This is a genomic window from Treponema saccharophilum DSM 2985, from assembly GCF_000255555.1.
Taxonomy (GTDB): Bacteria; Spirochaetota; Spirochaetia; order Treponematales; family Treponemataceae; genus Treponema_D; species Treponema_D saccharophilum.
This window is the reverse complement of sequence record NZ_AGRW01000054.1, coordinates 14231-27710: the sequence shown is the minus strand read 5'-3', so window position 1 is coordinate 27710 and position 13480 is coordinate 14231. Positions and strand designations below refer to the sequence as shown.

Here is a 13480-nt window from a genome sequence, read left to right as displayed (position 1 = left end):
TTTCCGCCGTCGCCGTCCTCCCCGTCATCCCCGCCACGCCTGTGCGCGGAAATTTTTATCTCGAAGACGTTCTTGCTGTCGCCCGCGTTCCCGGATTCCGGTTCCTGCGGCTCCGTCTCTTTCGGCTCCGCTTCCTGCTGCTCTGCTTCCTGGGAAGTCCCGTTCTGGGAGGCGTCCTGAACGTTGATTTCGTTCTCTGTTTCTTTGTTTTCGTTATCAGCCATGACAAAGAATATAACAAATTGGGAGATTCATCGGCAAGGAAAAAGGAGGCGGCGCAATCCCGGCGTAAAAAACGGCGCGGACGAAAAAAAACGGGCCGCAAGGGGCAGCTCCGCCCGCCTGCAGTCCGCAATGAAAAGAGCCGGCTCCCGTTATTCAAGCCCCGCGTTCAGTATGATGCTGTCCTGATACCAGTCTATGAGCATCGAGAATTCCTTCGTCGAATACCCGTCGCAGTTGGCGCGCACCTTCCACGCGCGGCCCGACACGATATCCTTCGGCGGCACCTTCTGGAGCGAGACCCAGTCGCCCTTGTAGAAAAGCGTGAACTTCGTCTTCTGCGTAAGGTCCGCGCCCGTCTTGAGGTCGAACGCCCGCGCCGTTATCGATATCCGCCTGTCCTTCATCGAAACGAGGTCGTCGATGACGATGTTCTCCCCGCTCTTGCCGACGTTGACGGACCTCCAAATGATATACGAACCGAAAACAACCTTGATGCGGTACCGCCCCTTCTGGAGATAGACAGGACGCGTGGTGAAAATCTGGCTCTTTCCGTCCGTGCCGCCCTTCTTCTCGAATTTGCGCGAGGAATTCCCCACCTCCTCCTGCTCGCCCTCGTCCTCGAAGAAGAACGCCATCATCGGGAGGTTCGTGCTGTAGACGTTGTCCACGCCCTTGTCTGGAATCTTCATCGTAAGGTCGACCGGCGTGTACCACGGGCTGAGGAGCGTCTTGTGGACGTATCCGTTCCGCCACAGCCACATCGACCCGCCGATGACAACGAGCGCGCCGAAAACGCACGCCGCGAACATCTGCGCGACAGGCTTCCGCCGCTCGTAAATCTGAATCTTGTGCTTCTTGTTGTCCGAAAGCCCGCGGACCATCACCGCAAGCTCCTGCCGGATTTTCGACTTGTCGAATTTCGAGAGGTGGGCGGCGAGAATCCTGATAATCGGCTCCATCGAGTCGTAGCGCTTTCCCGCATCGTAGCGGAGCATCTTCCGAATCATCGAGCATATTTTCCGCGGGACGGACGGGTTGAATTTTCTCGGGCTCGAATACCGCCCCTTCATTATCGCGCGGGAAACCTCCTCGTCCTCGACGTATTTCTTCTTCCTTGCGTCGAACTTCACGGGGCATCCGAACGGCTTCTCCCCGGTCAGCATCTCGTAGAGCATGACACCCATCGAATAGATGTCTGCCCGCCTGTCGACGGAGCTCGAGTCGCGCACCTGCTCGGGCGACATGTAGGAAGGCGTCCCGAGCATGGAGCCGACAACAGTAAGCCCCTCGGAATCGACGGGATCGTCGTCATCGTCGTCGTCGTCGCCTTCAGACGGGTCCGCCTTGTCGTCGGATGCGATTCCGAAATCGGTCAGCTTCACTTCGGCATCGCGCGAAATCAGCAGGTTCCCGGGCTTGATGTCCCTGTGGACGATGTTCTTCCTGTGCGCGAAATTCAGGCCGTAGCAGGCGTCGAGAAAAACAAGCAGCGCGAGCTCCGTTCCGAGCGGCCCCGTGCCCTTCCATGTCGACGAAGCGTCGTCCTTTATGTCGTTCGCGCGGTATTCCTTGTATTTTTCGATGAGGCTGTCGAGCGAGCATCCCTCAATAAGCTCCTCGACGAGATAGCTGCTCCTGTTGAGCTTGAAGTACTCGTACGTGTTCACGATATGCGGGTTCTGCAGCTCGCGGAGTATGTTCGCCTCCCGCTTGAACCTGTCCTCGGCGGCAGCGTTGTTCTTCAGGAGGAGTTTTTTTATTATGACCTTGTTCCCCAGCTCCGGGTCGCTTGCGATGTAGACTGCGCCCATTCCGCCCTGCGCGAGCTTCTTCTCCTTTATATACTTCCCGATTTTCCGCGGTTCTTTTGACGGGGTGGCTTTCCGCGCGACCGTTTTTGACGGGGCGGGAACGGAAACTGTTTCCGGCGATTTCGATGCGGTTCTCGTCGCAGGCTTCGGCGCGCTTTTTGCCGGGGGCTTCGCGGCGATTGTCTTCGTCTCCGCGGCTTTCGTCACCGCGACAGTGCTCGCCACGGTTGCCTGAGGCACAACCTTGCGCGCAGTCCTCGCCGCACTCTGCTTTGGAGAGGGAGCCGCAGCGACTGTCTGCGCGACTGTCTTGTCATTGTCTGCCATTTTTCTGATTCTCCTTTTTTTAATTGTCCCTGCCCGTACCGTTTCATTCAGGGCAGCTTTGTCCGTTTTTTCTCTCTATGACGGTTTGCCGCAGGCGGAAAGCAGAAGCCCGCGACCGTTACCCCACATCGAAGATGTCCGTCTCCGGGTTGAATTTCCGCGACGGAAGCACGAGCGAGACGAATTCGCGCGACGGATTGTGAATCTGTACGAAAAGGCCGCCCTGCCGTTCCGCGTACCTGCCGTCAATCGGGCGGTGGCCGCCGAACCAGACGACATCGCGCGTCCTCCTTCCGAGCATATCCGCAATCGGATTCCCCGTCCTGTACAGATGCCTGACGGTTTCCGAGACGCTTTCCGGAGCGGCGTCCCCGTTCGCGGTCCACGTCAGCCCGAACACGACATTGTCATCGCGCATTCCCCCGACAATCTCGTCCTTCCTGAACGCGCGCCGCGGCTCGGCATGGCTCACGACGCACTTTCCGGACATAAGGCAAAGCGGAAGGGCGCGCTCGAAGCATCCGACGCAATGGAGGAGCAGGTCGTCGTAATAGCCCCTGATGAATTCCGCGCACATAAGCCCCTCCTCGCAGAATTTCCTGAAGGCCCTGTTTCCGAATCCGTCATCGTCATCCGGAGAATAGGTCGCGTTCTTCACGTTCTCGTGATTTCCTTTCAGGACGTGGAAAAATTTCGGAAAAGAAAGCTTCAGGAGGAAAATCATCTGGAGAAGGGAGAAATTCTCCCGCATCTCGGCGTTCATTGCCGCGCTGTCGAGGAACCGCGACGACGGCTCCCCGTCGTAATAGTAGGCGCGGAAATCCTGGTACGCATCGTCCCACCGTTTGCGCGCGCGCGACTCGGAATGGAAGATGTCCCCGACGCAGCAGACGATGATTTCCCCGGACGAAAGGAGGTCGATGACAGTCCGCCCGCCCGCAGAATCGACGCGGAAATACATCGCATCGAGGAGGAACCGTCCGCGCGCATGGAGGTCAGGAACGACGACGACCGGCAGGCTGCGCATCGACGGGGACGAAAAGTCGAGAAGACCGCCCGGGCTCCCCGACGAATCGTACGGACGGTATGAGGAATCCTCCGTCTCGAGAACGGAAGTCACCGCATTGCAAAGCGATATGAGCCCGTCGTACGAGGGAAGCTCCCCGTCGGAAAGGAACCGCTCCATGCGGCTGAGAATTTCGTTTGTATCGTTGGAATACACGGCCGGCACCGAAAAAAGAAGCCCCGGAGCCTTGAGCGAATCACCGGCAGCGCGGGGCGTTCCGCTCAAGCAAAAACAAGCGTGGTGTTGCCGATTTTCAATTCGTCGCCAGCCTTGAGCTTGACGAACTTATCCTCGGGAATCCTGTGCCCGTTGACGAAAGTGCCGTTCGTGCTTTTCTCGTCCTTAAGGAAATATGCGTCCTTGATTTTCTGTATCGTCGCATGAAGGCGGCTTGCGGCCTTGTCCTCGACGACAATCGTGCAGTCGGGATTGCGCCCGATGGACATCTTCTCGACGAGGTTGATTTTCTTCTTGTTGAACGTGAGATAGGAGACGGGAGCTCCCGCGGAAATCTTTTCCAAACGCTGCCCGAGCGGGCTTGATGACATTATTGTTTGTTCCATAATGCCAAGATTATAAATCATGAACCGGCAAACGGCAAACAGGAAAAACATGCCCCGCGGATTTTTTTCCGCAGGGCACTCCCGCTACAGTATATAGCGGCTCAAATCCTGGTCCTGGACGACGCCCGTCAGCTTCTCGTCGACGTATCCGGCATCGACCGTTATCGTCTCGCCGGAATGCTCGTCCGCATCGAAACTGATATCCTCGAGCACCTTCTCCATTATCGTATGGAGACGGCGCGCGCCGATGTTCTCGCTCTTCGCGTTGACGTCCTCCGCGAGGAAGCTCATGCGCTCTATTGCGTCGTCGGTGAACGAAATCTTGACGCCCTCGGTCTCGAGGAGCGCGGTGTACTGCTTCGTGAGGGCGTTCTTCGGCTCGAGGAGGATGCGCCTGAAATCGGACTTGGTGAGCGACTCGAGCTCCACGCGGAGCGGGAAGCGTCCCTGAAGCTCGGGGATGAGGTCGCTCGGGGCTGAAAGGCTGAACGCGCCCGCCGCGATGAACAGGATGTGGGTCGTGTCCACGACGCCGAATTTCGTGTTGACCTTGCTGCCCTCGACGATGGGGAGTATGTCGCGCTGCACGCCCTCGCGGCTGACCTGACCGCCAGAAGACTCGTTCTTCGTCGCGATTTTGTCAATCTCGTCTATGAAGATGATTCCGCTCTGCTCGACGCGCTCGCGGGCGATGTCGGAAACCTTGTCCGCGTCAATCATCGAGTCGAGCACCTCCTCGGAGATTATCTTCCGCGCCTCCCTGACGGAGACGAACCGCTTCTTCACGTTCTTGCCGGAAAGCATGTCCTGTATGTCCATCATCCCGCTCTGTATGTCGTCAAGGCTTCCGCCCGCGATGATGCCCATGCTCGGCGCGCCGCGGCTCTTCTTCACGGAAACCTCGACCTCGCGCTCCTCAAGCGAACCGCTCCTGAGCATCGCGCGGAATTTCTCGCGAGTCTCGGCGGACACGACGGGCTTGTTCCCGCCGTCATCCTTCGCCGCGCCGTCCTCGCCGCTTCCGGGAAGGAGCAGGTCAAGGAGGCGCTCCTCGACTTTCGGCTCGCTCTCCTTGCGCATGGATTCCTCCATCTCCTTCTTCACGTTGTTGAACCCGACAGCCATCAGGTCGCGGACCATGCTCTCGACGTCGCGCCCGACATAGCCGACCTCGGTGTATTTCGTCGCCTCGACCTTTATGAACGGCGCGTTGACGAGCTTTGCGAGGCGGCGGGCAATCTCCGTCTTTCCCACGCCCGTCGGCCCAATCATGAGGATGTTCTTCGGCGCGACCTCGTCCCTGATTTCCTCGGGAAGCTGAATTCTCCTGAGCCTGTTCCTGAGAGCCACCGCGACGGCCCGCTTCGCCTTCTCCTGCCCGATTATGTACTGGTCGAGCTTCTCGACTATCTGCTTCGGGGTAAGTCCTTCCATTTTATTCCTTCCTTGTACCGGTTTTCAGCCGATTTCCTCGACGGTGATGTTCGAATTCGTGTATATGCAGATGTTTCCCGCAATGCGCAGGCTTCTCTCGGCAATCTCGCGCGCGGAAAGCTCCGACGAGTCGAGATAGGCAAGCGCCGCCGAATAGGCGTAGTTTCCGCCCGAACCTATCGCCAGGACGTCGTTCTCCGGCTCGATTACGTTCCCGTCGCCGGAAATGAGCAGGATTTTCGACGCGTCCGCGACAATCAGCATCGCCTCAAGGTTCCTGTACATTTTCTCGGTGCGCCACATCTTCGCAAGCTCCACGGCGGCGCGCGTTATGTCGCCGTTGAATTCCTTGAGCTTCTCCTCGAATTTGTCGAGCAGCGTGAACGCGTCGGCAACGCTTCCCGCAAATCCCGTAAGGACTTTCCCGCCGAATATCTTCCTGACCTTGCGGGCGTTCCCCTTGCAGACCGTGTTTCCGAGCGTGACCTGACCGTCGCCTGCCATGGCGACCTTCCCGTTTCTCTTGACCGCAACGACCGTCGTGCTGCGGATTTTCACTTCATCTTTCATCTTCATTTTTCCTTCCTAAAAATCCAAACCTTTCAGCGGCTTCCGTCCCCGCCATGGGGATGCGCCTTGTTGTAGAGCTCTATCATCTTCTCGGTGCTTATGTGCGTGTACCGCTGCGTCGTCGATATGCTCGAATGCCCCAGAAGCTCCTGCACGAGGCGCACGTCCGCCCCGTTCGTTATGAGCGACGTCGCGAACGTGTGCCTGAACGAATGCGGCGTGACGTGGTGGTTCGTGCCCTCCGCCCCGGAATACCGGTCGAGTATATAACGGATTCCGCGCACGGAAAGCCGCTCCCCCCGCTGGTTCACGAAGAACGCATTGACGGACTGGAGGCTCATAATCCCGAACCGCTCCTTCCTGTCCTCGATATACGCCCGCATCGCCTTCCGCGCGTCCTCTCCGAAAAACACGAGCCTGTCCTTCCGCCCCTTTCCGGTGACGACAGCCTGCGAGTAGTCCGAGCTCACATCCGGAAGGGAAAGCCCCGCCAGCTCGCCGATTCGGCAGCCGCTCGAATACATCATCTCGAAAAGCGCCGTGTCCCGCTTCTCCCAGAGAAGCTCGCATTCCGCCGGCTGCGCGCAGATTTTGTCCACCTCCGCCTGCGTCATGAAGCGCGGAATCCGCCTCGGAACCTTGACGGACTTCAATTCGAGGGCCGGATTCGCCGTTATGTAGCCGAGCCGCCTGCAGTAGGCGAAAAGAGAGCGGACTGACGCGACAAACCTGTTTATCGAACTCGCGGCACGCCCCATCCTCGAAAGGACGCCGATGCACTGCCGGAGCATCTCGACGCTGACGGAGCCGACCGGAAGCGAGCCGGAAAATCCCGGCATCCCCAAAAACTGGGAAAGGTCGTTCCGGTACGCGGCGATTGTGTTCCCCGACAAAACGAGAACGCCCTCAAGGTACACGAGGAATTCCGACACGCACGAGCCGAGCGGCGGGGATTGCCGCGCCGTTCCGCCAACTATTTCGCCCTCAGCCATTTCCTACGAGTCGTCCTCCGCCGAAGCGCCCGGAATCTCCTCGTCCGTCTCGGAATGGAGGTAATCGCAGGCAGGATTTATGCACGACTTGTACGTGCCGTTCTTCTTGTCGAATTTCTCGACGAGGAACCAGCCGCACTTCGGGCACGTCGCCTCAATCGGCTTGAAATGCGTGAGGAAGCTGCATTTCGGGAAATTCGTGCACCCGTAGAAAGAACGCCCGCGCCCCTTGCTCTTCCTCTCGACAATCTCGCCGTCGCACCCCTCGACGGGGCATTTCGCGAGCGGAATCGACTTCGTGTTCTTGCATTCGGGGAATCCCGTGCAGGCGAGGAAATAGCCGAACCTGCCGAGCTTCTTGAGCATCGGCTTCCCGCATTTCTCGCACACCTTGTCGGTCTTCTCGTCGAGGAATCCCTTTATCGATTCCTGCGTGCGCTCGACCTCGTCTATCCGCTCCCGGAACGGCCCGTAGAATTCTCCTATCATGTCGTTCCAGACGATATTGTTCTTCTCCACCTCGTCGAGCTTGTTCTCGACCTCCGCAGTGAACCCCTCGTTTATGACGGCGGGGAACGCCTCCACGAGGATTTTGCATATCATGCGCCCGAGCTGAGTCGGGACGAGCTGCTTGTTGCTGCGCTGGACATAATAGCGGTCGAGGAGCGTCGATATAATCGGCGCGTACGTCGAAGGCCGCCCGATTCCCTTCTCCTCAAGAACCTTGACCATCGATGCGTCCGTGTAGCGCGCCGGCCCCTGCGTGAAATGCTGCTCCGGATAGAACGAATGCTCGGAGGAAAGCACCTCGTCCTTCTTGAGCGACGGAAGGCTCCCGCAAACGTCGTCCTTCGAGGACAGAAGCTTTATGACCTTGTAGAATCCCTTCTCCACGAGGCGGCTCGCCGAGCACCTGAAAATCGCGTCGCCGGCAGTTATGTCGACGCTTGTCGTCGCGCTCTTCGCGTTCACCATCTGGCACGACACGAATTTCTCCCAGACGAGCGTGTAAAGGCGGAGCTGGTCGCGCGAAAGGTAATTCTTGACGTCGTCCGGGGTGTACGAGCTGTACGTCGGGCGGATACATTCATGGGCATCCTGCGCGCCTTTTCCGACGGCGTACACAATCGGCTCTGGCGGAAGCTCGGCGGGATGGTTCTTGGAAATCCAGCCGCGGACCTCATCGAGCGCGGTCTGCGAAATCCTCACGGAATCCGTTCTCATGTAGGATATAAGTCCGACGCGGTGCTCGCCCATCTGGATTCCCTCGTAGAGCTGCTGCGCAATCTGCATCGTCTTCCTCGAATTGAAGCCGAGCCTGTTCGCCGCCGCCTGCTGCATCTTGCTCGTCGTGAACGGAGGCTTCGGGCGCACCGTCTTCTCCGAAACCTTCACGTCGGATACGCGGCACTCGGAATTCCGTATCTCGGCGATTATCGCGTTGACGTCCGCCTCGCTCCTCAAATTCGGCTTCTCGCCCTTGTACTGCACGAGCTGCGCTGTGAACACGCTCCGCCCCTTCGCGAAATCCGCCTCAAGCGTCCAGTATTCCTCGGGGATGAATTCCTCGACTTCCTTCTCCCTGTCGCAAATCAGCCGGAGCGCGACAGACTGCACGCGCCCCGCCGAAAGCCCGTTCTTCACTTTCTCCCACAAAAGCGGGCTCAAGTTGTAGCCGACGAGCCGGTCGAGGACGCGCCGTGCCTTCTGCGCGTTGACCTTGCTCTCGTCGATGTCGCCGGGATTCTTCACGGCATCCTTTATGGCGACGGGCGTTATCTCGTTGAAGACGATGCGCTTTATCTCGGCATCGGTTTTTCCCTGAAGCGCCTTGTTGAGATGCCACGCGATCGCCTCCCCCTCGCGGTCATTATCCGACGCGAGCAGGACCCTGTCGCTCTTCTTCGCGTCCTTCTGAAGCTCTTTCAAAAGCTTTGCCCGTCCCCTGACCGTTATGTACTCCGGCTGGAAATTGTTCTCTATGTCTATGGCCATCCTCGATTTGGGAAGGTCTATGAGATGCCCCATGGATGCCTTGACGGTGAAGCCCGGCCCCAGATACTTCTCGATTGTCGTCGCTTTTGCGGGGGACTCGACTATTATGAGCGTCTTTTTCTTTGCTTTTTTTGCTGATTTTGACTTGCCTGTCTTGGAGGATTTCCGGGCGGGCTTGGCCGCCGTTTTCTCCACGGGGACTACCGCCGCCGTTTCCGTAGAAGAAGAATCATTTGCCATTCTTTTCCTCTTTGTTGCTGATTTTTGGGGATGGACTCGGGCGCACTTCCGCCCATCCGCTTTTGTTTTAGCGGGAGCCGGACACTATTTTCCCGAATCCCGCACCGGCACGCCCGGAAAACGCAATGAATCCCGGACACGCCTCTTTATATGTTCGACACATACAGATGATTTTTATATTCTTTATAGGAAGAAATGACAACAGCCCCGGACTCGACGAACGCGGAGGGAGAATTCTCCATTTTGGAGGCGACCGACGACGCCGAGCGGGCGCCCGATTTTGCGTCACGCAGGAGCGCATTCCGAACAGCCCCGTCAAGAGAGAGCGCCTGAGGCGCGAAATTCTCCGAATGGAAGAAAACGTACCTGTTGTAATCGAGCGCCATTGACGCCGTTATCATCGCCCCGCTTCCCGCAGTCGCCTGAATCACGACGGTTGCGGGGGACAACGACGCGATTATCCTGTTCCGCTCCACAAACCTGAATTTCTCCGCGGGAGTGCCGGGAAGATACTCGCTTGCGACAAGGCCGCCGCTTTCGAGTATGCGCGCGGCATATCTCGCGTGCGACGACGGGACAATCGTGTCGATTCCGCCGGGAAGAATTGCCGCGGTATGCGGAGTCACGGAGGACAGCGCCCCCTTGTGCGATTCGATGTCTATTCCGAACGCAAGCCCGCTCACGACGGTCAGCCCGTCATCGCAGGCATCCCGCGCAAAATCGAACGCCGCCCGCCGCCCGCCGGCAGTCGCGCGGCGCGTTCCGACGACGGAGACGCATGCGTGCCCCAAAACATCCAGTTTTCCCCTGTAGAAAAGCGAGAACGGAGGATCCTTCACCTCCGCCTGCGTCCTCGACATCATCGCGGGAAACCCCTCGTCCCCGTAGAAAACCGAACGAATCCCGAACGAGCCGATTATGTTTCCCGCGCGCTCGGCGTTTTTCAGGCATTCCCCGCCGCTCCACTTCGAGCGGATTTTCCTTCCGATATCGGAGCCGACGGACTGGGATGAAAGAGAGCTGAGCCAGGACACTGCCCTGTCGGTGCCGGACTCGTCCGCGATTGCGAGCGCCCGTCGCCTGAAATCGAGCTTCTCCTTCAGCGTGAGGAAAAACATCCCCGAGACGAAAAGGTTCGCGAGGAACCCGAACTCCCCGTCATTTCCCATATGCCTTTTCCATAACGATTTTCTTGTTCGCGAGGGCTTCGTTCTTCTTCTGCTCGAGCTTCGTCGTGGCGATTATTCTGTCGTACATGCCGACCGCCTTGTCGTAATCCATGTTCCCGAAATACGCCGCCGCGAGCACCATCATCGCGTCGGTGTCCTTCGTCTGAATCTGCAGGAGCGTCTCAAGGTACGGGATTGCCTTGTCGAATTTGTGCATGTCCCACACATAGAGGACGCCGATGCTGTAGAGCGCCTTTGCATGCCGCGGGTCGAGCGACAGCGCGCGCAGGAACGACGATTCGGCGAGCTTCAAGTAGTTGTCGTGCTCCGCCGACGAGCCTGTCGCGTCGAAATCGAGGGCGGCAGATGCCATGAAGCTCGCGCACACGCCGGTCCAGTAGAACAGGTTTTGGTTCGCTGGATAATAATTCAGCGCCGCCTGAAAATTCTTGAGCGCCTCGCCGTACATCTTCGCGTCGAGATACCGGACGGCGAGCATCTTGTACCAGATGCCCACCTGCGCGTTCGCAAGCTGGATGTCGGCGACGCGGTCCTGATATTTCTTTATCGCGTCCTTCAGCTCAGCCTCCGTCGTCGGCGAGGAGACGTTCTCCTCAAGGCGCTGCATACGCTGTATAGTCCTGTTCGACTTCGCGCATCCGCAGAGCGATGCCGACAAAAAAGCAGCGGACAGAACGACCGCGGCGCCTTTCGTAAAAACGACATTCAAAATCCTAGACATACTGTTCTCCTTAAGTTTCCTGCCAAAAGTTAATTCTCGCCCGTACCGCTGTTTTTTTCGATTTTTCCATCGGAATCTCCAGCGGAATGCCCCGGAAAGAACGCCTCGTGGCCGCTTTTCAGCTGTTTGTTCTCGACGTGAGTGTAGATTGTCGTGGTGGAAAGGTCGGCATGACCCAAAAGCTCCTGCACCGAGCGCAAATCCATGCCGCCCGCAAGAAGGTGCGTGGCGAACGAATGCCGGAGCGTGTGGACTTTTGCCGTGACGCCGCTCGCGTTCTCCATCGCCTGGAAATTCTTCCAGATTCCCTTCCGCCCGAGCGGCTCCCCGCGGAAATTCAGGAACACTTCGGGAACGGCACGCCCCTTCGCAATCGACGGACGGACCTCCATATACCGGAGGAGCCATTCCCGCGCAGACTCGCCGAAGGGAACCATCCGCTCCCTGTCGCCTTTTCCGCGGACTATTATCACGCGCTCGTCCATGTGCAGGTTCTCGATTGTGAGGGATGCAGCCTCGCTTATCCTGAGCCCGCATGAATAGATAAGCTCGAAAAGCGCCCTGTCGCGGATTCCGAGCGGTTTCGTCGTGTCTATTGCCGAAAGAAGCCCGTCGACCTGCTCGACGCTGAGGACTTTAGGAAGCGAATGGGAGGCACGGGGGCGCTCAAGGAGCATCGCCGAATTCTCCTTCCAGTATCCGCCCCTGACGAGGTATGCGCCGAACGAGCGCAGCGCCGATATGTCCTTCGCTACCGTCAGCTCATCGACGCCGCTTGTGCGCCGCCACAAAAGGAAGTAGATGAGGTTCTGCGCGGTGACGGACGCAAGCTTCACCTTCTCGAAAACAAGCCACTTGAGGAACTGCCCCGCCGTCTCCGAATACGTCCTCGCGGTCAGCTCCGCCCTTCTTTCAACGGCTATCAAATCCGCGTAGAATCCGGACACAAGCAAATCGGCAGTCATATCGAAGAAACTATTTCCGCCCGAGGTTTATCTCGCGGGTCAGGTTGCGCCTCCATATAGCGGGCTTGTCGAGGTCGTTGACGTCGATGTTCTCGTCCGCAGGCGGCGCGAAATCGTTCTTCTTCTGCACCGGAGGCTGGCTCTGCACCGGCTGCGGCTGTGGAACGCGCGCGACCTGCGGCTGCGGGACGACCTGCGGGCGTGCGGACGGCTCCTCGTAGACGGAACCGCCGAGCACGTCGGACAAATCACCGCGCTGGCGGACGGGCTCCGGACGAGGAGCGCTCTGCTGCGCGCGGAGGGGATTCGCGACGGTGACGAATTCGCCGCTTGAGACGAACGTGTCGTCGCGCTTTGCCTGGACCGTTTTCGCTGACGGCGCCGACGACGCGGATTTTCCCGGAACCTCAAGCCCCGTCGCAATCACGGTGACGCTTATCTCGTCCTCCATGTTCTCGTCGATGAGAAGCCCGTATATTATGTTCGCGTCCTCGCTCGCGCGGGAGCGGATGAAGTCCGCGATTATCTTCGGCTCGCTGCGCCTGATGTCGTTTCCGCCGCAGACGTTTATGAGTATGTTCCGGGCGCCGTCGATGTGCGTGTCCTTGAGAAGCGGATTGTTGATTGCGTCCTGCGCGGCATCGAGCGCGCGGTTCTCGCCCTTTCCGATTCCGATTCCGAGAAGGGCCTCGCCCTGCCCCTTCATAATCGACTCGACATCCTTGAAATCCCTGTTGATGAGGCCCGGGCGCATGATGATGTCCGTTATTCCCTGAACGCCCTGCCTGAGGATGTCCGTTACGGCCTGGAACGCGAGCTTGACGGGCAGATCCTCGCGGAGCTCGTCAATCTTGTCGTTCGGAATCACGATGAGCGAATCAACCTCGGCCTTGAGCCGCTTTATTCCCTCGTCCGCGTTCTGCGACCTCGTCTTTCCCTCCCAGGTGAACGGATACGTCACGACGGCGACGGTGAGGGCGCCGAGCTCCCGCGCAATACGGGCGACGACAGGCGCCGAACCGGTTCCCGTCCCGCCGCCCATTCCCGCGGTGATGAACACCATGTTTGAGCCTTCAAGGATTTCTTTTATCTCGGTCTCGCTTTCCTTCGCCGCTTCCTCGCCAAGCTCGGGCCTTCCTCCGGCACCAAGCCCGCGGGCGTTCTTCAGGCCTATCTGGATTTTTCTCACTGCCTTTGATTTGTCCAAATCCTGGCCGTCCGTGTTCAGCGCGATGAATTCGACGCCCTGGACATTCGCGTCTATCATCATATTCACGGCGTTGCCGCCGCCGCCACCGCATCCGATTACCTTTATGACGGCCGGATTCACTGCATGCTGCTCGCTTTCTTCCTTTGCAACCTGATAATCAAACATAGTTTC

General features: G+C 58.5%; 11 protein-coding genes. All 11 read right to left on the bottom strand.

The window, feature by feature from the left end; translation table 11 throughout:
• Positions 1-374: 374 nt before the first annotated feature.
• Positions 375-2363 carry a protein kinase domain-containing protein gene (locus tag TRESADRAFT_RS12630; RefSeq protein WP_002706191.1) on the bottom strand — a complete coding sequence of 663 codons (1989 nt, stop codon included), beginning with the start codon at positions 2361-2363 and terminating at the stop codon, positions 375-377.
• A 118-nt stretch (positions 2364-2481) separates the two neighbouring features.
• Entirely contained in the window at positions 2482-3585 is a 1104-nt protein-coding gene (locus TRESADRAFT_RS12625) for a metallophosphoesterase (protein ID WP_141607398.1), read from the bottom strand.
• A gap of 65 nt (positions 3586-3650) precedes the next feature.
• A complete protein-coding gene (locus TRESADRAFT_RS12620; protein WP_245534357.1) occupies positions 3651-3992 on the bottom strand; it encodes an FHA domain-containing protein in 342 nt (113 codons plus the stop codon).
• 84 nt (positions 3993-4076) lie between these two features.
• A complete protein-coding gene (hslU, locus tag TRESADRAFT_RS12615; protein WP_002706187.1) occupies positions 4077-5426 on the bottom strand; it encodes an ATP-dependent protease ATPase subunit HslU in 1350 nt (449 codons plus the stop codon).
• Between the two features lie 24 nt (positions 5427-5450).
• Positions 5451-5996: an ATP-dependent protease subunit HslV gene (hslV, locus tag TRESADRAFT_RS12610; protein WP_040843206.1), complete on the bottom strand. Its 546-nt coding sequence runs from the start codon at positions 5994-5996 to the stop codon at positions 5451-5453.
• Positions 5997-6028: 32 nt separating this feature from the next.
• Positions 6029-6988 carry a tyrosine-type recombinase/integrase gene (locus TRESADRAFT_RS12605; protein ID WP_002706185.1) on the bottom strand — a complete coding sequence of 320 codons (960 nt, stop codon included), beginning with the start codon at positions 6986-6988 and terminating at the stop codon, positions 6029-6031.
• 3 nt (positions 6989-6991) lie between these two features.
• On the bottom strand, positions 6992-9223 hold the full coding sequence (gene topA, locus TRESADRAFT_RS12600; RefSeq protein WP_002706184.1) for a type I DNA topoisomerase: 2232 nt from the start codon (positions 9221-9223) through the stop codon (positions 6992-6994).
• Between the two features lie 146 nt (positions 9224-9369).
• Positions 9370-10392 carry a DNA-processing protein DprA gene (locus TRESADRAFT_RS15390; protein WP_002706183.1) on the bottom strand — a complete coding sequence of 341 codons (1023 nt, stop codon included), beginning with the start codon at positions 10390-10392 and terminating at the stop codon, positions 9370-9372.
• The gene (locus tag TRESADRAFT_RS12590; RefSeq protein WP_002706182.1) at positions 10382-11134 is read right to left on the bottom strand and encodes a tetratricopeptide repeat protein; all 753 of its coding nucleotides are present in this window, start codon (positions 11132-11134) and stop codon (positions 10382-10384) included. Before TRESADRAFT_RS12590 ends, TRESADRAFT_RS15390 begins: the two co-directional genes overlap by 11 nt.
• Before the next feature lie 29 nt (positions 11135-11163).
• Positions 11164-12099, bottom strand: coding sequence for a tyrosine-type recombinase/integrase (locus tag TRESADRAFT_RS12585; protein WP_002706181.1), 936 nt, complete (start codon positions 12097-12099; stop codon positions 11164-11166).
• Between the two features lie 10 nt (positions 12100-12109).
• Positions 12110-13474: a cell division protein FtsZ gene (gene ftsZ / locus TRESADRAFT_RS12580; protein ID WP_002706180.1), complete on the bottom strand. Its 1365-nt coding sequence runs from the start codon at positions 13472-13474 to the stop codon at positions 12110-12112.
• Positions 13475-13480: the final 6 nt, after the last annotated feature.